The sequence below is a fragment of the Streptomyces sp. NPDC052114 genome (assembly GCF_040680155.1).
In the GTDB taxonomy this organism is placed as follows: domain Bacteria; phylum Actinomycetota; class Actinomycetes; order Streptomycetales; family Streptomycetaceae; genus Streptomyces.
The window spans coordinates 403,848-422,476 of record NZ_JBFAWC010000001.1 but is presented as its reverse complement, the minus strand read 5'-3'; the positions used below and the strand labels follow the sequence as shown (position 1 = coordinate 422,476).

At 71.6% G+C, this 18,629-nt stretch carries 19 protein-coding genes; 8 read left to right on the top strand and 11 right to left on the bottom strand.

The window, feature by feature from the left end; all coding sequences use genetic code 11:
* Positions 1-251 precede the first annotated feature (251 nt).
* From AB0L89_RS01705 to AB0L89_RS01690, 4 genes are all read left to right on the top strand, one after another.
* Positions 252-1,325, top strand: coding sequence for a M4 family metallopeptidase (locus AB0L89_RS01705; protein ID WP_365132569.1), 1,074 nt, complete (start codon positions 252-254; stop codon positions 1,323-1,325).
* 43 nt (positions 1,326-1,368) lie between these two features.
* The gene (locus AB0L89_RS01700; RefSeq protein ID WP_365132566.1) at positions 1,369-1,635 is read left to right on the top strand and encodes a protealysin inhibitor emfourin; all 267 of its coding nucleotides are present in this window, start codon (positions 1,369-1,371) and stop codon (positions 1,633-1,635) included.
* Positions 1,636-1,770: 135 nt separating this feature from the next.
* Entirely contained in the window at positions 1,771-3,123 is a 1,353-nt protein-coding gene (locus AB0L89_RS01695; RefSeq protein WP_365132563.1) for a GH1 family beta-glucosidase, read from the top strand.
* A complete protein-coding gene (locus AB0L89_RS01690) occupies positions 3,120-4,358 on the top strand; it encodes an MFS transporter (protein WP_365132560.1) in 1,239 nt (412 codons plus the stop codon). The genes AB0L89_RS01695 and AB0L89_RS01690 overlap by 4 nt, the downstream gene beginning before the upstream one ends.
* 6 nt (positions 4,359-4,364) lie before the next feature.
* On the opposite strand, the gene era is transcribed toward AB0L89_RS01690, so the two are convergent.
* Entirely contained in the window at positions 4,365-5,318 is a 954-nt protein-coding gene (gene era, locus AB0L89_RS01685; RefSeq protein WP_365132557.1) for a GTPase Era, read from the bottom strand.
* A 197-nt stretch (positions 5,319-5,515) separates the two neighbouring features.
* Here era and AB0L89_RS01680 point away from each other — a divergent pair, with 197 nt between their 5' ends.
* On the top strand, positions 5,516-6,829 hold the full coding sequence (locus AB0L89_RS01680; RefSeq protein WP_365132554.1) for an ammonium transporter: 1,314 nt from the start codon (positions 5,516-5,518) through the stop codon (positions 6,827-6,829).
* Entirely contained in the window at positions 6,826-7,164 is a 339-nt protein-coding gene (locus AB0L89_RS01675; protein ID WP_365132551.1) for a P-II family nitrogen regulator, read from the top strand. Before AB0L89_RS01680 ends, AB0L89_RS01675 begins: the two co-directional genes overlap by 4 nt.
* Positions 7,165-7,348: 184 nt before the next feature.
* Here the strand turns inward: AB0L89_RS01675 and AB0L89_RS01670 are convergent, their stop codons facing one another.
* The gene (locus AB0L89_RS01670) at positions 7,349-7,702 is read right to left on the bottom strand and encodes a cytidine deaminase (RefSeq protein ID WP_365132548.1); all 354 of its coding nucleotides are present in this window, start codon (positions 7,700-7,702) and stop codon (positions 7,349-7,351) included.
* 26 nt (positions 7,703-7,728) lie between these two features.
* Complete coding sequence (locus AB0L89_RS01665) at positions 7,729-8,637, bottom strand: helix-turn-helix transcriptional regulator (protein ID WP_365132545.1); 909 nt, start codon at positions 8,635-8,637, stop codon at positions 7,729-7,731.
* Positions 8,638-8,728: 91 nt separating this feature from the next.
* Between AB0L89_RS01665 and AB0L89_RS01660 the strand changes: the two genes are divergently transcribed.
* Positions 8,729-10,204 carry an MFS transporter gene (locus tag AB0L89_RS01660; RefSeq protein ID WP_365132542.1) on the top strand — a complete coding sequence of 492 codons (1,476 nt, stop codon included), beginning with the start codon at positions 8,729-8,731 and terminating at the stop codon, positions 10,202-10,204.
* A 57-nt stretch (positions 10,205-10,261) separates the two neighbouring features.
* Here the strand turns inward: AB0L89_RS01660 and AB0L89_RS01655 are convergent, their stop codons facing one another.
* Together AB0L89_RS01655 and AB0L89_RS01650 are read right to left on the bottom strand one after the other, a co-directional pair.
* Entirely contained in the window at positions 10,262-10,462 is a 201-nt protein-coding gene (locus AB0L89_RS01655) for a DUF397 domain-containing protein (RefSeq protein WP_365132539.1), read from the bottom strand.
* 193 nt (positions 10,463-10,655) lie between these two features.
* Complete coding sequence (locus AB0L89_RS01650; RefSeq protein WP_365132536.1) at positions 10,656-11,576, bottom strand: helix-turn-helix transcriptional regulator; 921 nt, start codon at positions 11,574-11,576, stop codon at positions 10,656-10,658.
* A gap of 448 nt (positions 11,577-12,024) precedes the next feature.
* On the opposite strand from AB0L89_RS01650, the gene AB0L89_RS01645 reads away from it, so the two are divergent.
* Positions 12,025-12,156, top strand: coding sequence for a hypothetical protein (locus tag AB0L89_RS01645; RefSeq protein WP_365132533.1), 132 nt, complete (start codon positions 12,025-12,027; stop codon positions 12,154-12,156).
* 205 nt (positions 12,157-12,361) lie between these two features.
* On the opposite strand, the gene AB0L89_RS01640 is transcribed toward AB0L89_RS01645, so the two are convergent.
* From AB0L89_RS01640 to AB0L89_RS01615, 6 genes are all read right to left on the bottom strand, one after another.
* Positions 12,362-12,718 carry an MmcQ/YjbR family DNA-binding protein gene (locus AB0L89_RS01640; RefSeq protein ID WP_365132530.1) on the bottom strand — a complete coding sequence of 119 codons (357 nt, stop codon included), beginning with the start codon at positions 12,716-12,718 and terminating at the stop codon, positions 12,362-12,364.
* Positions 12,715-14,022, bottom strand: a complete 1,308-nt coding sequence (locus AB0L89_RS01635; RefSeq protein ID WP_365132527.1) for a hemolysin family protein — start codon at positions 14,020-14,022, stop codon at positions 12,715-12,717. The genes AB0L89_RS01640 and AB0L89_RS01635 overlap by 4 nt, the downstream gene beginning before the upstream one ends.
* Before the next feature lie 4 nt (positions 14,023-14,026).
* Complete coding sequence (ybeY, locus tag AB0L89_RS01630) at positions 14,027-14,524, bottom strand: rRNA maturation RNase YbeY (RefSeq protein WP_055701710.1); 498 nt, start codon at positions 14,522-14,524, stop codon at positions 14,027-14,029.
* A 12-nt stretch (positions 14,525-14,536) separates the two neighbouring features.
* The gene (locus tag AB0L89_RS01625) at positions 14,537-15,571 is read right to left on the bottom strand and encodes a PhoH family protein (protein ID WP_055701709.1); all 1,035 of its coding nucleotides are present in this window, start codon (positions 15,569-15,571) and stop codon (positions 14,537-14,539) included.
* Between the two features lie 497 nt (positions 15,572-16,068).
* Positions 16,069-17,172, bottom strand: a complete 1,104-nt coding sequence (locus AB0L89_RS01620) for a PfkB family carbohydrate kinase (protein WP_365132523.1) — start codon at positions 17,170-17,172, stop codon at positions 16,069-16,071.
* Positions 17,173-17,236: 64 nt separating this feature from the next.
* Complete coding sequence (locus AB0L89_RS01615; protein WP_365132520.1) at positions 17,237-18,550, bottom strand: glucarate dehydratase family protein; 1,314 nt, start codon at positions 18,548-18,550, stop codon at positions 17,237-17,239.
* Positions 18,551-18,629 lie beyond the last annotated feature (79 nt).

Here is an 18,629-nt window from a genome sequence, read left to right as displayed (position 1 = left end):
GTCTGAGCGCAACACCGAACTCCGCGGGGAGGGGGTCGGCCTCGACTACAGGCCCTCGCCGCGGCAGCTAAGAAGAAGCAGCCCGAATCGCATGATGTGCCGCAGCCTAGCCGAGCCGCGCGTTGTGCGCGGGCCCGTATCAGTATGCGGGATCCCCGGCAGGTAACGGCTATGGCGTGATCAATACCTCTATTTCATCAATCATGGTTGCAGGTAGTGACACAGGCATGACCCAGTGCCACATTGCCGCCATGACCGCCAACCCGACGGGCTTCGAGCCCGTTTTCTGCACCATCGTGCCGCCCCACGTCCTGGACACGCTCGCCCAGAACCAGGACCCCGCGCTCGCCTCGCCCGCCCGCCGCACCCTGGAGCGGGACGCCATCGAGCGCACCCACCGCCGCCTGACGACCGTCATCGGCGCCCCCAGCGTGGCCGCGCCCAAGGAAGCCGTGGCGGGCAAGCCGCACCGCACGATCTACGACGCCAAGCACCGCACGGAGCTGCCGGGCCGCAAGGTCCGCGGCGAGGGCGACAAGCCGGGCAAGGACGCCACCGTCAACCGCGCGTACGCGGGCCTCGGCGCCACGTTCGAGCTGTACCAGAAGTCCTACGAACGCAACTCGATCGACGGCAGCGGGCTGCCGCTGAACGCGACGGTCCACTACGGCGAGGACTACGGCAACGCCTTCTGGAACGGCGAGCAGATGGTGTTCGGCGACGGCGACGGCGAGATCTTCCTCGACTTCACCATCCCCGTCGACGTCATCGGCCACGAGCTGACCCACGGCGTCGTGCAGTACACGGCCAACCTCACGTACTTCGGCCAGCCGGGCGCCCTGAACGAGTCGATGGCCGACGTGTTCGGCTCGATGATCAAGCAGTACACGCTCGGCCAGACCGCCCACGAGGCCGACTGGCTGATCGGCGCCGGCCTGCTCGCCCCGCGCGTCACAGGCAAGGCGCTGCGCTCCATGAAGGAGCCCGGCACCGCGTACGACGACGACGTGCTCGGCAAGGACCCGCAGCCCGCCGACATGGACCACTACGTCAGGACGGGCCGCGACAACGGCGGCGTGCACATCAACTCCGGCATCCCCAACCGCGCGTTCTACCTGGTCGCCGACTCCCTCGGCGGTCACTCGTGGGAGCGGGCCGGACAGATCTGGTACGCCGTCCTGACCGGCGGCGAGCTGGCGCAGGACGCGTCCTTCGCGGACTTCGCGAAGCTGACGGTGGCCGCCGCCCGCGCGAAGTACGGCGACGGCGACGAGCTGAAGGCCGTCATCGACGCCTGGGCCACGGTCAAGGTGCCCACCGGCTGACGGTGCGCTACCGGCCGCCCACCCCGTGGAGTAGACAGGACCCATGCGTATCCAGGTGAAGCGGACCGGAGGATTCGCGGGCATCGACCGGCACGCCGAGGTGGACACCTCGCAGCTGGCCGATGCCCCGGAGTGGCACGCCCTGGCCGAAGCGGCCGTGGCCGAGGGCAGGAGCACCCCGCCGATAGGGGTGCCGGACGGCTTCAACTACCAGCTGACGGTGGACGGGCGGACCGTGTACTGCTCGGACCCGCGGCTGACGGAGCCGCAGCGCAAGCTGATCTCGCGGGTGCTGAAGGAGGGGTCGTAGCAGGGGTTCGCGGCGGGGTGCCGGGCACCGGTCCCGGCACCCGTCCGGACGCCACCCGGTAGAACGTGAGCGTTGTTCATCTTTTCCGCGCACGCCCATTGACTTCCGTACTCGGCAGTACGGAAGATCCCGCCCATGGCAGCGAGTGCGGCAGTACCCCGTTTCCCCCGCGGCTTCCTGTGGGGCGTGTCCACCTCGGCGCACCAGATCGAGGGCGCCGCCGACGAGCGCGGCCCCTCGGTGTGGGACGCGTTCACGGCCGTACCGGGGAACGTGAAGGACGGCACGACGGCCGCCGTCGCCTGCGACCACTACCACCGCTACCGCGAGGACGTCGCGCTCGTCCGTGACCTCGGCGTGGACGCGTACCGCTTCTCGGTCTCCTGGCCCCGCGTCCTGCCCGCCGGCACCGGCGACGTGCACACGGCGGGCCTGGACTTCTACGACCGCCTCGTCGACGAGCTCTGCGCGGCGGGCATCCGGCCCGTGCCCACCCTCTTCCACTGGGACACCCCGCTGGCCCTCCAGGAGCGGGGCGGCTGGCTCGACCGCGGCACCGCCGAGCGGTTCGCCGACTACGCGGCCGTCGTGGCGGCCCGCATCGGCGACCGCGTCACCAAGTGGATCACCCTCAACGAGCCCGCGGAACACACCCTGCTGGGCCACGCGCTCGGCCAGCACGCGCCGGGCGAACGGCTCCTCTTCGACGCGCTGCCCGTCGCCCACCACCAGCTCCTCGCGCACGGCCTCGCCGTACGGGCGCTGCGCGCGGCGGGCGCCACCGACATCGGCATCGCCAACTCCCACGGCCCGACCTGGCCCGCCTCCGACGCCGAGGAGGACACGGCCGCCGCGGACTTCTACGACGTCCTCCTCAACCGCCTCTTCGCCGACCCGCTCCTCCTCGGCCACTACCCCGAGGGCATCGGCGACCTGATGCCCTCCCCCGACCTCGCGGCGGACCTGGCGGTCATCGCCGAGCCGCTCGACTGGTACGGGATCAACTTCTACCAGCCGACCAAGGTGGGCGCCCCGCTCCCCGGCGGCACGGCCGCCGAGTTCTCCGGCGTCACCCTGCCGCCCGAACTCCCCTTCTCCCCCAGGGAGATCGAGGGCTACCCGGTCACCGGCTTCGGCTGGCCCGTCGTCCCCGACTCCCTCACCGAACTCCTCACCGCCTTCCGCGACCGCTACGGCGACCGGCTGCCGCCCCTGGTCATCACCGAGAACGGCTGCTCGTACGACGGACTCGACGACCAGGAGCGGATCACCTACCTGGACGGCCATCTGCGCGCCCTGCACCGGGCGTTGGAGGCGGGCGTCGACGTGCGCGGCTACTTCGTGTGGTCCCTGATCGACAACTTCGAGTGGGCGGAGGGCTACCGGCAGCGCTTCGGCCTCGTCCACGTCGACCGCACCACCCAGGAGCGCACTCCGAAGGCCTCGTACCACTGGCTGCGCGCGGCGCTCCGGGCGCGGCGACCATGACGGCCGCGGCGCTGCGGGAGCCGGCCGACCGGGTCGGGCGCGGCTGGACGAGCACCCTGTCGGTCGCCAACGGCGCGATCTGGGTGGGCTGGTACGGCCCCCTGCAGATCCTGCTCGCCGTACAGGCGGAGGACCTCGCCCCCGTGGGCACCTCGAAGGAGACCGTCCTCGCCTGGGTCACGGGCGTCGGCGCGGTCGTCTCCCTCGCCGCCAACCCGCTCTTCGGCGCGCTCTCGGACCGCACGACGTCCCGCTGGGGGCGGCGCACCCCGTGGATCGTGGCGGGCGCGGCGGGCGGCGCCGCGGCACTGCTGCTGCTCTCGGCGGCGGGCTCGGTGTGGTGGATGGCGGCGGGCTGGTGCCTGGTCCAGCTCACCCTGAACGCCGCGTTCGCCGCGATCACGGCCGCCGTGCCGGACCGGGTGCCGCGCCTCCAGCGCGGCTCGGTGGGCGGCTGGCTCGGGGCGGCGCAGCTGCTCGGCGTGGTCGTCGGCACGGGCCTCGCGACGGTGGCCGGCGGGACGGTCGCGGGGTACGCGGCCTGCGCGGTGTTCACGGTGGCGGGCGTCCTGCCCTACGTCGTACGCCACCGGGACCTGCGCCTGGCGCCCGCCGACCGCCCGCCGTGGCGGTGGCGGACCTTCCTGACCGGCTTCTGGCTCAGCCCGCGCCGCCACCCCGACCTCGCCTGGGCCTGGCTGACCCGCTTCCTGATCAACGTCAGCAACTCGCTGGTGCTGCTCTACCTCTTGTACTTCCTGCGGGACCGGCTGCACCGGCCCGACCCGGACGAGGGCGTGCTGATCCTGACGGCCGTGAACGGCGCGACGATGCTCGCCACGGTCGTGGTGGGCGGCGCCTGGTCGGACCGGTCCGGCCGCCGCAAGCCCTTCGTGATCTGGTCGGGCGCGCTGATGGCGGTGGCGACGGGCCTGCTGGCCCTCTGGCAGACCTGGCCGGGCGCGCTCGTCGCGGCGGCGGTGCTCGGCATCGGCTTCGGCGTCTTCACCTCGGTGGACTTCGCCCTGATGACGGACGTCCTGCCCGAGGCGGCGGACCGCGGCAAGGACCTCGGCATCATCAACATCGCCAACTCGCTCCCCCAGGTGGCGGCCCCCGCGCTGGCGGCCCCGATCGTGACGCACCTGGGCGGCTACCGCGTGCTGTACCTGACGGCGGCGGTGATCGGGCTGGCGGGGGCGGTGCTGGTGCGGCGGATCAGGGGCGTCGAATGAGAGCTCTCAGAAACCGAGCTTCCGCAGCTGCCGGGGATCGCGCTGCCAGTCCTTGGCGACCTTCACGTGCAGGTCGAGGAAGACGGGCGTACCGAGGAGCGCCTCGATCTGCTTGCGGGACTTGATGCCGACGTCCTTCAGCCGCTTGCCCTTGGGGCCGATGATGATGCCCTTCTGGCTGGGCCGCTCGATGTAGACGAACGCGTGGATGTCGAGCAGCGGCTTGTCCGCGGGACGGTCCTCGCGCGGCAGCATCTCCTCGACGACCACGGCGATGGAGTGCGGCAGCTCGTCGCGCACGCCCTCCAGCGCGGCCTCGCGGATCAGCTCCGCGACCATGACCTGCTCGGGCTCGTCCGTGAGGTCGCCCTCGGGGTAGAGCGCGGGGCCCTCGGGCAGCAGCGGCACGATCAGGTCCGCGAGCAGACCGACCTGCTGGTCGCCGACCGCCGACACCGGGATGATCTCGGCCCACTCGAAGCCGAGGTCCTTGCCGAGCCGGTCGATGGCGATGAGCTGCTCGGCCAGCGCCTTGCTGTCGACGAGGTCCGTCTTGGTGACGACCGCGATCTTCGGCGTCTTCTTGATGGACGCGAGTTCCTTGGCGATGAACCGGTCGCCGGGGCCGATCTTCTCGTTCGCGGGCAGGCAGAAGCCGATCACGTCGACCTCGGCCCACGTGGTGCGCACGACGTCGTTCAGCCGCTCGCCGAGCAGCGTGCGCGGCTTGTGCAGGCCGGGGGTGTCCACCAGGATCAGCTGGGCGTCGTCGCGGTGGACGATGCCGCGCACGGTGTGCCGCGTGGTCTGCGGCTGGTCGGCGGTGATCGCCACCTTCTTGCCGACCAGAGCGTTCGTGAGGGTGGACTTGCCCGCGTTGGGGCGGCCGACGAAGCAGGCGAATCCGGCGCGGTGCACGGCCTCGGACGGCTCGGCTGATGACGGGTTACGAACGCTCATGGCGCCCATTGTCCCTGATCCCACGAGCCGCGCCGCACCGCGCGCCCCCACCGGCCGGGCGGCCCCGCCCCCGCCCCGTCCGCGCCCCACCCCGCCGCACCCTCCCGTGAGCCCCCGGAAACAGCCGCGCAACACGAAACACACCGGAAACGCCGGGGTGCGCGAACCGAAACGCGCGGCGGTGACGCTCTTCCCCCATGTCCCCCATGACGACGACCACCGCCGCCCCCCACCTCGACACCGGCGACACCGCGTGGCTGCTCGCCGCCACCGCGCTCGTCCTCCTGATGACGCCGGGCCTCGCCCTCTTCTACGGCGGCATGGTCCGCACGAAGAGCGTCCTGAACATGCTCCTGATGTCCTTCGTGTCGATCGCCCTGGTCACGGTGGTGTGGCTGCTCGCGGGCTACTCGCTGGCCTTCGGGGACGACGCGTTCGCGGGCCTGATCGGCGGCTTCGACCACCTCGGCATGGCGGGCATCGGCCCGGCGTCCCTGACGGGCTCGGTCCCCACGCTCCTCTTCACCACCTTCCAGCTCACCTTCGCGATCATCACGGCCGCGCTGATCAGCGGCGCGATCGCGGACCGCACGCGGTTCGGGGCGTGGGTGGTCTTCGTACCGGTGTGGACGCTCCTCGTATACGTTCCCGTCGCGCACTGGGTGTGGGGCCCGGACGGCTGGATCGCGAACGCGCTCGGCGCGCTGGACTTCGCGGGCGGTCTGGTCGTCGAGATCGCGTCGGGTGCCTCCGGTCTCGCCCTGTGCCTGGTGCTCGGCCCGCGCATCGGCTTCAAGAAGGAGGCGATGCGGCCGCACAACCTGCCCATGGTCCTGATGGGCGCGGGCCTGCTCTGGTTCGGCTGGCTCGGCTTCAACGGCGGCTCGGCCCTCGGCGCGAACGGCCTGGCGGCGGCCTCGCTCCTGAACACCCTGGTCGCGGGCTGCACCGGCCTGCTCGGCTGGCTCCTCGTGGAGCAGCGGCGGGACGGCCACCCCACCACGTTCGGCGCGGCCTCGGGCGCGGTGGCGGGCCTGGTGGCGATCACGCCGTCGTGCGGGGTGGTCGACGTGCCGGGCGCGGCGGTGATCGGCCTGGCGGCGGGCGTCGTCTGCTCGTACGCCGTCGCGTGGAAGTTCCGCCTGGGCTACGACGACTCGCTGGACGTCGTCGGGGTCCACCTGGTGGGCGGGGTGATCGGGACGCTGCTGATCGGGCTGTTCGCGACGGCGACGATGACGACGGGCGGCCAGGAGGGCCTCCTGCACGGCGGTGGGTTCGCCCAGCTCGGCAAGCAGACGGTGGCGGTCCTCGCGGTGGCGGCGTACACGTTCACCGTCACGTACGCCCTCGGCAGGGCCGTCGACGGGCTGCTCGGCTTCCGGGCGCCCGCCGAGCACGAACTGACGGGCCTGGACCAGACACAGCACGCGGAGAGCGCCTACGATCACGGCGTCCTGACGAGCCCCGTGGGCTCCGCGTCGGTCAAGAAGGGGAGCACCGTCGCATGAAGCTGATCACCGCGATCATCAAGCCGTTCCGCCTGGACGAGGTGAAGACGGCTCTCCAGGAGCTCGGCATCCACGGCCTGACGGTCACCGAGGCCAGCGGATACGGCCGCCAGCGCGGCCACACCGAGGTCTATCGCGGCGCCGAGTACCGGGTCGACCTGGTCCCGAAGGTCCGCGTCGAGGTGGTCGTCGCCGACCCGGACGCGGACCCGGCCATGGCCGCGATCGTCCGCGCGGCCCACACGGGAAAGATCGGCGACGGAAAGGTCTGGTCGGTCCCGGTCGACACGGTGATCCGCGTCAGAACGGGCGAACGGGGTCCGGACGCGGTGTGAGCAGTTTCAGCCCCTCCGGCATCGTGACCGGGGCCGGGAGGTCGGGAGGTTCAGCCCTCCGGCATCGTGACCGGGGCTGGGGCTGGGGGTTTCAGCCCCTCCGGCGTTTGAGGAGCGGGGTCCGGGGCGGAGCCCCGGTTTCGGGAAGGGGCGGGATCGGGGAAGAGACCGCCGGAGGCAGACCTCAGCCCGCCGCCACCCGCACCCGGACCTCCCCGTCGGGCCCCGCCAGGAACACCGGCGTCCCGGCCCCGCCGAGATCCCGCACCGCGGCGACGTCCTCGTCCGCGACCGCCTCCGCCCCGGAGACGACCGCCGCCGCCTCCAAGGACTCCGCCCCGGACGCCACCGCCATGGCCACCGCCGTCCGCAGCGCGGACAGCCGGAGCGACTCCAGCTCCACGGTCCCCGCCACATACGTGCGCCCGGTCTCGTCCCGCACGGCCGCCCCCTCGGGCACCCCGTTGCGGGCCCTGGCGGAACGGGCCAGGGTGACGATCTTGCGGTCCTCGGGATCCAGCGCGGCGCTCTCAGTCATGCCCCGAGCATACGGAGCACGCCCCGCTAGACCGCCACCGGATGGAACGACCCCCGCCGCCCCTCCGGCGACGCCAGCCACGCCAGCTTCCCCGCCGTGTCCACCCCCGCGTCCGCACCGGCCCCCGGCATCGGCGTGTGCAGCACGATCGTGAGGTCGGGCCTGGCCGGCACCTTCAGCTGGGTGGACTCCAGGAACAGCGTCCCCACGAGCGGGTGCTCGATCTCCTTGGCGACCTGCCCGCCGGGCAGGATGTCCCGCCGCTCCCACAGCTCCACGAAGTCCGCGCTCGCCGCCCGCGCCTCCTCGATGACCGCCGCGAACCCGTCGTCGTCGGGGTGCTCCGAGCACGCGGCCCGGTACATCGCCACGACCTGCGGCGCGTTCCGCTCCCAACTGCTGGCGCGGGCACGGTAGATGGGGTCGGTGAAGAAGGTGAGCAGACAGTTGTCGGAGGTCTCCGAGCGCATGCCGAGGACGGACGCCGCCGCGTCGTTGTACATCACGCAGTTCCAGTACGCGTCCATGATGTGCGCGGGCTGCGGCATCCACGTGTCGATGAGCCGCCGCAGGCCCTCGCACATGGCCTGGTCGTCCCTGGCGACCTCGGGCCGCGGCGGGTTGAGCCCGGCGAGGACGTAGAGGTGGCGCCGCTCGGCGCCGCTGAGCCTGAGGACGCGCGCCACCGCGTCGAGGACCTGCGGGGAGACGGAGATGTCGCGGCCCTGCTCGAGCCACTGGTACCAGGACGCCCCGACCCCGGCGAGCACGGCGACCTCCTCGCGGCGCAGCCCCGGCGTGCGCCGTCGCGCCCCGCCGTCCGGCAGCCCGGCCTCCGCGGGGCTGACCCGGGCGCGCCGGCTCATCAGGAACTCCCGGAGCTCCCCGAGACGACGTGCCTTCGAGGCGTCCTCGACCGACGACACTGCGACCATGCGGCGCTCCCCCAAGCCCTGACTGGTGTTCCGACCACCAGCATAAGTTCCCGCTCCCCACGACTATTCCGGGCGCCCGAAGCTCTTGTGCATGGCGATCGACACCTCCACCGCCCCGTCCACCGAGGCCACCCCGTCCGCCGGGACCACCCCGGCCCCCCGCTCCCCCGAGGCCGCCGCGCGGGCGCCGCGACCCCACACCCCCAAGCTCTCCACCCGCGACAAGCTCGTCCTGTTCGTGCTCTGCGCCGCGCAGTTCATGGTCGCGCTGGACTTCTCCGTCCTGAACGTCGCGCTCCCCGTGCTCGGCGCCGACCTCGGCATGAGCACCTCCGCCCTGCAGTGGGCGGTGACCGCGTTCGCGCTGCCCTCGGGCGGGTTCCTGCTGCTCTTCGGCCGGATGGGCGACCTGTTCGGGCGGCGCAGGCTGTTCCTCGCCGGGCTCGCGCTCTTCGGTCTCGCCTCGCTGCTCGCCACGTTCGCCTGGGACCCGGCGTCGTTCCTGACCGGGCGCGCGCTGCAGGGCGTCGGCGCGGCGGCCATCGTGCCGACCGGCATGTCCCTGCTGACCACGACCTTCCCCGAGGGCCCGCAGCGCGACCGGGCGCTCGGCATCTCCGGCACGCTGCTCTCGCTCGGCTTCACGGTCGGCATGGTGCTGGGCGGCGTACTGACCGACACCCTGGGCTGGCGCTCCACCATGGGCCTGCTGACCCTCTTCGCGCTGATCGTGCTGCCGCTGGCGCCCGGTCTGCTGCCGGAGTCCCGCACCCCGGACCGCCCCCGCCTGGACGTCCCCGGCGCCGTGACGGTCACCGGCGGTCTGCTCGCCCTGATCTACGCCCTGTCGACGGCGGCCGAGCGCGGCTTCGGCGGCACCGACGTCATCGTGACCCTGGTGGCGGGCGTGCTCCTGCTCGCGGCCTTCGGATACGTCGAGTCGCGCGCCGCCTCGCCGCTCGTCTCCCTGCCCATGCTGCGGCGCCGCACGGTGGCCTTCGGCAACCTGGGCGGCCTGGTGACCTTCTCGATGATGTCGACGGTGGTCTTCGTGCTGACCCTGTACCTGCAGGAGGTGCTGGACCTGTCGGCGTTCGAGACGGGTCTGGTCTTCGGCGTGCAGGGCGTGCTGTCGGTGGTCGCCGGGATCTACGCGCCGCGGGTCATCGGCCGCTTCGGGGCGCGCCGCACGCTGGTCGGCTCGCTGCTCGGCCAGGGCCTGTTCGTGGCGGCGCTGCTCGGCATCGGCGAGGGCGGCTGGTCGGTGTACCTGGCCACGGCGGCCGTGTCGGTGGCGAGCATGTTCCACCTGGGCGCCATCGTCTCGTACGGGGTGACGGTCACCTCGGGCGTCCCCGACGAGGAGCAGGGCCTGGCGACGGGCCTGGTCACGTCCACCCAGCAGGTGGGCATCACGATCGGCATCCCGCTGCTCGGCGTCCTCGCCACGACGGGCCCGGACCTCCTCGCGGGCACGCGGACCGTCCTCGTGATCGACACGGCGGTGGTCCTCGTGACGGCGGCCCTGGTCTCCCTGGGCCTGCGCCGCGGTGCCGGCCGCGGCTAGCTCCCCCCGTGCACGGCGACGGCCCGTCCTCCTGGGGAGGCGGGTCGTCGCCGTGTCTCACGGGCGGCGGCCCCCGGCGGGCGGCGCCGCCAGGGCGAGAAAGGCCGACCAGGCCTTCGGGCCGAAGTCGACGACGGAGTCCCGGGGGCGTGCGGAATCGCGCACGCGAACCTTCTCACCGGTCCAGGCGACCTGCACGCAGTTGTCGTCCGCGCCGTCGCTCGCGCTGCTCTTGCGCCACGTCCATGAGCTGCCCACGCTTCTCCTCCACCCCGGGTGCGGAAGACCAGCCGTCGCTGCTCACGGCGGAAGGACGGAGACAGGGTTTCAAGCCCGGCCGATTCCCCCGTGCGGCTGGTGCAGGGACACGCAGCACCTCTTCCAGAATAACGGGGCGCCATACGAATATGAACGACCCGTTTCCCGCCAAGATCCCACGGCCCAGGGCGAGTTACTCCTGTGCGACGGCTGTCTCCACGGGGGCCGTGTCCCCGAGCAGCGCCTCCAGATCGTCCCTGCCGTCCTCCATCCTCTGGGCCAGCGCCCGCAGCAGTGGCCCGATGTCTTCCTTGATGGCGAGGTCCTCCAGCTCCCAGAACCGCTCCAGGTAACGACCTGTCTCGTCCGGGGCGTTGGTGGTGTACGAGTCGCCGCGCGGGTTCTCCAGATAGAGGGAGTCCGGCATCTCCTCGGCCTCGAACTCGAAGTGGCTGAAGGGCCCTTGGATACCCGCGTGGGCGCCGATGCTGAAGGGCAGGATCTGGATGGTGATGCCCGGCTTGGCCGCCAGCTCGGCGAGCCGCTCCAGCTGGGCACGCATCACACCGCGTCCGCCGACATGGCGGCGCACGACCGCCTCGTCGAGGATGTAGAAGAGCTCCCGCCCGCCCGAGGTCAGCAACTCCTGCCGCGCCAGGCGGACTTCGACACCGCGCTCCAGGCGCTCCTCGGGGATGTGCTTGTTGTAGGAGAGCATGATGGCGCGCGCGTACTCCTCGGTCTGGAGCGGACCGGGCATCAGCAGTGAGCCGTAGTGCCGAATGATCGAGGCCGAGGACTCCAGGGCGAGGAACTCCAGGAACTCCTTGCCGTACAGGTCGCGGTACTCGCTGTAGGGCATTCTCCGGCTGCCCCGCGCCAGATCGAGCAGTTCGTCGATCTTGCGCCGGTCCCTGATGTTGTACGCATCCAGGAGAGGCCGCAGGTCGTTGACCGAGATGCCCACCTCACCGGCCTCGATCCGGATCAGCTTCGAGGGACTCCACTCCATCTTGGCCGCGACCTGCCGCTGAGTGAGGCGGGCAGCGGTACGCGCCTTGCGGAGCTCGGTGCGCAGCCGCAGCCGCTGGAGTGCCGCGTTTGGCACGCTCATGATGGCTCCACCCCCAAGTGGACCGTGCGAGGTGCAACATAGCAGATTAGCAGCTTACTCATCGAGACCTTCCGGGGCGCCAGTTCACGTCACTGCCAGGAGAACCCATGTCCGCTGGAGCGGCAACAGGAGCGCCCGGCAGTTGCCGAAAAGCTATATCGCATTTCGCGAGCTGCGTATCGGAGGCTGCGAACTAGATACTCACCTTCAGCCACCTATCCGACAGCACTCTACCCAGGTGCGCACCTGCAGGCTACGCTGGTCTGAAGCAAACGCACGCCCAACTCACCCATCCCGACAAGGAGGTTGGTCGGCAGGGAGCGAACCTGCACGTCACGTCACTCCATCGAGTGTCACGCGCCCCCCGTTCCCTCTTCCTGGCGCCGCCCATCCGTGGATCGCCGCGGTATCCACGACGTGCGTGGACACCAGGAAGGAGAACAGCCCGATGGCCGAGAAGCCTGACGGGCGTCGCACCATCCACACGTGGACCGAATGGGCCGCACTGTCGGCTCCGTGGATCAGTCTCGTCCTGCTGATCCAGGAGATCGTCGAGAAGTGGGTCCTGCCCCACGTGTGAACGGCACTGGCCCCGACCTAGGGGCCGGGGCCAGGTACGGCGGACGCCATCGCACAGACGTTTCCACTCCGAGTTCCCTTGGCCTGGCAGCCCGGAGTGGGAGCGTTTCGGATCCGCCTCTCACTCCATTCTGCCGCCCCGCCACGCCGATGGCGAGGGCCTGTTGGGACACTCTGCCGACCACACCCCGGGTCGCGCACGCCCCTCAAGGCCGGTCGAGACGCAAACGCTCCGCCCGTGGCAGCCCGGCGACCACCAAGTCGTACGAGTCCTCGACGAGTTCCCTGATCTGGCGGTCCGGCAGTGCGCCCTGGACCGTGACGGTGTTCCAGTGGCGCTTGTTCATGTGCCAGCCCGGCACGATCTCCGGGTGGGCCGCCCGCAGCCGGTCGGCGATGTCCGGCTCGCACTTGAGATTGACGGTCAGCGGGCGCCGGTCGAGGGCCGTGAGCGCGAACATCTTCCCCGCCACCTTGAAGACCGACGTCTCCGGCGTGAACGGGAAGTCCTCCACCGCGTCGTTGAAGGACAGGCAGAACGTCCGCAGCTCCTCGGGCGTCACCCGGACTCCCCCTCCTTCGCCGCGTCCGCGACGGCCGCCACGGGCTCCACGAGCACGGTCACGATCTTGTTCCTGCGGCCGGCCGCGGACTCCGCGGTGAGCTTCAGCTCCCGCCCGTCCGGCAGCGGCACGACCGCCGAGGCCCCCGCGATCGGCACGCGGCCCAGCTGCTTGGCGAGCAGTCCGCCGACCGTCTCGACGTCCTCGTCGTCGAACTCGTCGAGGCCGAACAGCTCCCCGAGGTCGCCGATGTCGAGCCGCGCGGTCACGCGGTAGCAGCCGTCGGCCAGCTCCTCCACGGGCGGCAGTTCACGGTCGTACTCGTCCGTGATCTCGCCGACGATCTCCTCCAGGATGTCCTCGATCGTCACGATGCCGGCCGTGCCGCCGTACTCGTCGATGACCACGGCGACGTGATTGCGCTCCTGCTGCATCTCGCGCAGCAGGTCGCCCGCGTTCTTCGTGTCGGGCACGAAGGTCGCCGGGCGCATCGCCGTCGACACCAGCTCGGACTCGCTGTCGCGGTTGATGTGCGTCTTCCTGGCCAGATCCTTCAGGTAGACGACACCGACGATGTCGTCCTCGCTCTCACCCGTCACGGGGATGCGCGAGAAGCCGGAGCGCAGCGCGAGGGTGAGGGCCTGGCGGATCGTCTTGAAACGCTCGATGGAGATCAGGTCGGTGCGCGGGACCATGACCTCGCGCACCAGCGTGTCGCCCAGCTCGAAGACGGAGTGCACCATGCGGCGCTCGTCGTCCTCGATCAGCGACTCCTTCTCGGCGAGGTCCACCATCGCGCGCAGCTCCGCCTCGGAGGCGAACGGGCCGCGCCGGAAGCCCTTGCCGGGCGTGAGCGCGTTGCCGATGAGGATCAGGAGCGGCGGGATCGGGCCCATCACGCGGGCCAGCGGCAGCAGGACGTACGCCGCGGCGGTCGCCGTGTTCAGCGGGTGCTGGCGGCCGATGGTGCGCGGGGAGACCCCCACGGCGACGTAACTGACGAGGACCATCACGCCGATGGCGACCGCGAGGGCCTGCCAGGTCTCGTCGAACTCCCGCAGGCAGGCGTACGTCACCAGGGCCGCCGCGGCCATCTCGCACGCCACCCGCACGAGCAGCGCCACGTTCAGATAGCGCGTGGGGTCGGCGGCGACCTGCGCGAGCTTCGCGCTGCCGCGCCGCCCGGAGCGGACCGCCTCGTCCGCGCGGAAGCTGGAGACGCGGGCGATGCCCGCCTCGGCGCAGGCCGCGAGCCAGGCCACGACGACCAGGGCGACCGCGCCCGCGATCAGCTGAGGACTCATGGGCTTACGAGACGGTGGGCGCCGGGGACGGGCCGGTCAGGCCCTTCTCGGCACGCCAGCCGTCGACGATGGCCGCCTGGAGGCCGAACATCTCGGCCTTCTCGTCGGGCTCCTCGTGGTCGTAGCCCAGCAGGTGCAGCACTCCGTGGACCGTCAGGAGCTGGAGCTCCTCGTCCATGGAGTGCTGCGTCGGCGCGTCGGCGCCCTGCTTGGTGGCGACCTCGGGGCAGAGCACGATGTCGCCGAGGAGGCCCTGCGGGGGCTCGTCGTCGTCCTTCATGGGCGGCCGCAGCTCGTCCATGGGGAAGGACATGACGTCCGTCGGCCCCGGCAGGTCCATCCACTGGATGTGGAGCTGCTCCATGGCGTCGGCGTCCACGACGATCACCGAGAGCTCGGAGAGCGGGTGGATGCGCATCCGCGCGAGGGCATAGCGGGCGATGTCGAGGATCGCCTGCTCGTCGACCTCGGTTCCGGACTCGTTGTTGACGTCGATCGACATGGCGCTGCTGGTCTACTTCCCGTTGTTGCCGCCGCCGGTGGCGCGGCTGTCGTGCTGCTCGTACGCGTCGACGATACGGCCGACCAGCTTGTGCCGTACGACATCGTGCGAGGTGAGCCGCGAGAAGTGGATGTCCTCCACGCCGTCGAGGATCTGCTGGACCTCGCGCAGACCGCTCTTGGTGCCGCCCGGCAGGTCGACCTGGGTGATGTCACCGGTGATGACGATCTTCGAGTCGAAGCCGAGGCGGGTCAGGAACATCTTCATCTGCTCGGCGCTGGTGTTCTGCGCCTCGTCGAGGATGATGAACGCGTCGTTCAGCGTCCGGCCGCGCATGTACGCGAGCGGGGCGACCTCGATGGTCCCCGCGGCCATGAGACGCGGGATGGAGTCCGGGTCGAGCATGTCGTGCAGGGCGTCGTACAGCGGGCGCAGATACGGGTCGATCTTCTCGTACAGCGTGCCGGGCAGGAAGCCGAGGCGCTCGCCGGCCTCGACCGCGGGGCGGGTCAGGATGATGCGGTTGACCTGCTTGGACTGCAGGGCCTGCACCGCCTTGGCCATGGCGAGATAGGTCTTGCCCGTGCCGGCGGGACCGATGCCGAAGACGATCGTGTGCTTGTCGATCGCGTCGACGTACCGCTTCTGGTTGAGGGTCTTGGGGCGGATGGTGCGGCCGCGGGACGAGAGGATGTTCTGCGTGAGGACCTCGGCGGGGGTCTCCTCCGTGCCGTTGCCGTTCTCGTCCGCCCTGAGCATGGCGATCGAGCGTTCCACTGCGTCCTCCGTCATCGGCTGACCGGTGCGGAGCACCAGCATCATCTGGTCGAACAAGCGCTGGATGAGGGCGACTTCGCGGGCATCGCCCACGGCGCTGATCTCATTGCCCCGGACATGGATGTCGGCCGCCGGGAAGGCCTTCTCGATCACCCGCAGCAGGGCGTCGCCCGAGCCGAGGACGGTCACCATCGGGTGCTTCGCCGGGACGGTGAAGTGGGCTCGGGCCTGGTCCTGTGCGTCGGTGTGAGTGGTGGGTGTCTGAGTCATGGGCCGGCTCTGAAGGCCTGCTCATCCTCCTCGTGCGGGGCTTGGTGGCCGCTCGACAGCCTTGCGGTTCCCAGGGTACGACGCGCCACCTCACTGGCCGTAGGCCTTTTCTCCCCGACCGTCCCGGACGCCCCGACGGCCCCGGCCGACCTGACCGCCGCTCCGCGGCGGATCCCCCCACCCACCCACCCGTTCACCCCGCACCGCAAGGCCGAGAAGCCCCCCACCGCTGTGGGCGCGACGCGGTGGCGAACCAGCCGCTCCTGCTGTGGGCAGCGGCACTGGCCGGGTAGCCGCCCCCCGCTGTGGGCAGGCGTTCCGCAAGGCGGAACGGGTGGGCACAGCCCACGGTGCCGGGCAGCGAGAAGTGTGGCCCCAGCCCCGGCGCAGCCGAACCGTGCCGGGCGGCGATAAAGGTGGCACCCGCCCCGGCGCAGGCGGGGAAGCCCGGCGCGGGGCACCCCGTAAGACCGCTCAAGCCCCGGCGCCGCCGGACGTCACGCCGAGCGGAACCCGATCGTCGGGACCGCGCGCCGCAGCGGCCAGGGGCGGGCCACAGAGGGAAGCAGCGCCTCCAGGAAGGCGTACCGACTCAGCGCCAAAGGATCCTGGTCGTCGAACTCCCGCACCCGGCGCCACCACGCCCCCACCTCCGCCCACCCGGGCGCGGACAGGGACCCCCCGAACTCCTGGACGGAGAGCGCCGCCGTCAGACCGGCGAAGGCGAGCCGGTCCGCCAGCGGCCACCCCGCCAGCGTCCCCGTGACGAACCCCGCGACGAAGACGTCCCCCGCCCCCGTGGGATCGAGCGCCTCCACCTCGATGGCCGGCACCTCCGCCGTCTCCCCCGTCCGCCCGTCCACCGCGTACGCCCCCTCCGCCCCCAGCGTCACCACCGCCAGCGGCACATGCTCGGTCAGCGCCCGCGCGGCGGCCCGCGGACACGACGTCCCCGTGTACCGCATCGCCTCCTCCGCGTTCGGCAGGAACGCCTCGCAGTGCGCCAGGTCGGCCAGGCCCGCGAGGTCCCACCGCCCGGTGTCGTCCCACCCCACGTCCGCGAAGATCCGCGTCCCGCTCCGCGCGGCCTGCGCGATCCACGGCGCGCGCGTGCCCGGCGTCAGCGAGGCGACGGCGGCACGCGCACGCGGCGGGCACGCGGGCGCGCCCCCGTCCGGCGCGTCGGCGTCCGGCGGCGGCTCGTGCCCGTGGCTGACCATGGTCCGCTCGCCCTCGTACGCCATGGAGACCGTCACCGGCGAGTGCCACCCCGCCACGGTCCGTGACGTGGACAGGTCGATCCCCTCGCCGCCTTCGAGGGCGTCCCAGCAGTACTCCCCGTAGTGGTCGTCCCCGAAGGCCGCCGCCAGCGACGTGCGCAGCCCGAGGCGGGCGAGCGCGGTCGCCATGTTGGCGACGCCGCCGGGGCTCGACCCCATGCCGCGCGCCCAGGACTCGGTCCCGCGCACGGGCGCGGAGTCGAGCCCGGTGAAGATGATGTCGAGGAAGACCGTGCCGGTGAGGTAGACGTCGCAGTCCGGATCGCCGGCTCTGCGGGCCGCCTTCAGCGGGTCGACGGTGGGCTGTACGGGTACGACCATGCAGGCAACGTAACGGACGATGCCCAAAGAGGCCCGGGGTTGCCCCCGCGGCACGACGGAACGGTCACCAGCGCGGCACGGCCGGAGTCACCCACTCCGGTTCCACCACCCGCATCGCGGCCGCGTCGTCCCGCTCCCGCATCGCCGCGAAGTCCGCGTCGAGCCAGCGCGCGTGCAGCGCCGCGAGCCGGTCCCTGTCGAGCTCGACACCGAGCCCGGGGGCATCGGTGACGGCGACCTTCCCGTCGACGAACCGCAGCCGCGAGGTCAGCACGTCCTCGGCCTGCCACGGGTAGTGCGAGTCGCAGGCGTGGTCCAGCACGGGGACGGTCGCCGCGACGTGCGTCATCGCGGCCAGACTGATCCCCAGATGCGTGTTGGAGTGCATCGACACGGCCACCCCGAACGTCCGGCACACGGCGGCGAGTTCGCGCGTGCGCCGCAGCCCGCCCCAGTAGTGGTGGTCGGAGAGCACCACCTGCACGGCCCCCTTCGCGAACGCCTCCGGTATCTCCTCGAAGGTGGTCACGCACATGTTCGTGGCCAGCGGCACCCGCGTGCCCGCCGCGACCTGCGCCATCGCGGGCGTGCCGAGCGCGGGGTCCTCCAGGTACTCCAGTACGTCGCCGAGCTCGTCCGCGACCTTCAGGGACGTCTCCACGGACCAGGCGCCGTTGGGGTCGAGCCGCAGCGGCGCGCCCGGGAACGCCCGCGCGAGGGCGCGGATCGCGGCGATCTCCTCGTCCGGCGGGAAGACGCCGCCCTTGAGCTTGAAGGAGCCGAAGCCGTGGCGCTCGGCGAAGAGCCGGGCCTGGGCGACGACCCCGGCCGGGTCTAGCGCGGCCCCCCACCCCGCGTCCGGCTCGCTCGCCACGCCGGCGGGGTGCCCGTCCCACTTGTAGAACAGGTACGCGCTGTACTCCACGGCGTCCCTGACCCGGCCGCCGAGCAGCGCGTGCACGGGCAGCCCGAGCGCCTTGCCGAGCGCGTCCAGGCACGCCACCTCGAACCCGGAGACGACGGACAGGCGCAGCTTGTCCGCGGTCTGCACCCCGCGCAGCCCGCCGACGTCCACGGCGTCGTCGACCCGCGCCGCGTCCACGGCCGTCTCGTCCGCGAGTGTGAACAGCCCGTTCAGATCGGACACGGGGCGCCCGACGAGCCGCTCGGCGAACGGCCGCGCGAGCTCCAGATACTTCCCGTCCCCGTACGTCTCCCCGATCCCCGTCACGCCACCGGCCGTGACCACCTCCACGATCAGACGCGGGGTGTAGGGCTGGTGGACGCCCTGGGTGTTGAGGAGCGGCGGATCGGCGACGAGGACGGGCGTGAGACGGACCTCTTCGATGACGAGACTGCCGGAGCTCTGTCCATACATGAGAACGGAGACTAGGTACACGAACGCGCCACCGTCAATGGGGCGGTACCCCGCGCCCCGGGAAGGGGCGCGGGGTACC

Bases quoted from the DNA above. Each gene is read 5' to 3' on its own strand.
- AB0L89_RS01670 (WP_365132548.1), bottom strand. From the start codon at position 7,702: ATGACTGAGAGCGCCGCGCTGGATCCCGAGGACCGCAAGATCGTCACC.
- AB0L89_RS01650 (WP_365132536.1), bottom strand. From the start codon at position 11,576: ATGAGCGTGCCAAACGCGGCACTCCAGCGGCTGCGGCTGCGCACCGAG.
- AB0L89_RS01705 (WP_365132569.1), top strand. From the start codon at position 252: ATGACCGCCAACCCGACGGGCTTCGAGCCCGTTTTCTGCACCATCGTG.
- AB0L89_RS01675 (WP_365132551.1), top strand. From the start codon at position 6,826: ATGAAGCTGATCACCGCGATCATCAAGCCGTTCCGCCTGGACGAGGTG.
- AB0L89_RS01625 (WP_055701709.1), bottom strand. From the start codon at position 15,571: ATGACTCAGACACCCACCACTCACACCGACGCACAGGACCAGGCCCGA.
- AB0L89_RS01690 (WP_365132560.1), top strand. From the start codon at position 3,120: ATGACGGCCGCGGCGCTGCGGGAGCCGGCCGACCGGGTCGGGCGCGGC.
- AB0L89_RS01645 (WP_365132533.1), top strand. From the start codon at position 12,025: ATGGCCGAGAAGCCTGACGGGCGTCGCACCATCCACACGTGGACCGAA.
- era (WP_365132557.1), bottom strand. From the start codon at position 5,318: ATGAGCGTTCGTAACCCGTCATCAGCCGAGCCGTCCGAGGCCGTGCAC.
- AB0L89_RS01660 (WP_365132542.1), top strand. From the start codon at position 8,729: ATGGCGATCGACACCTCCACCGCCCCGTCCACCGAGGCCACCCCGTCC.
- ybeY (WP_055701710.1), bottom strand. From the start codon at position 14,524: ATGTCGATCGACGTCAACAACGAGTCCGGAACCGAGGTCGACGAGCAG.
- AB0L89_RS01680 (WP_365132554.1), top strand. From the start codon at position 5,516: ATGTCCCCCATGACGACGACCACCGCCGCCCCCCACCTCGACACCGGC.
- AB0L89_RS01700 (WP_365132566.1), top strand. From the start codon at position 1,369: ATGCGTATCCAGGTGAAGCGGACCGGAGGATTCGCGGGCATCGACCGG.
- AB0L89_RS01620 (WP_365132523.1), bottom strand. From the start codon at position 17,172: ATGGTCGTACCCGTACAGCCCACCGTCGACCCGCTGAAGGCGGCCCGC.
- AB0L89_RS01665 (WP_365132545.1), bottom strand. From the start codon at position 8,637: ATGGTCGCAGTGTCGTCGGTCGAGGACGCCTCGAAGGCACGTCGTCTC.
- AB0L89_RS01635 (WP_365132527.1), bottom strand. From the start codon at position 14,022: ATGAGTCCTCAGCTGATCGCGGGCGCGGTCGCCCTGGTCGTCGTGGCC.
- AB0L89_RS01615 (WP_365132520.1), bottom strand. From the start codon at position 18,550: ATGTATGGACAGAGCTCCGGCAGTCTCGTCATCGAAGAGGTCCGTCTC.
- AB0L89_RS01695 (WP_365132563.1), top strand. From the start codon at position 1,771: ATGGCAGCGAGTGCGGCAGTACCCCGTTTCCCCCGCGGCTTCCTGTGG.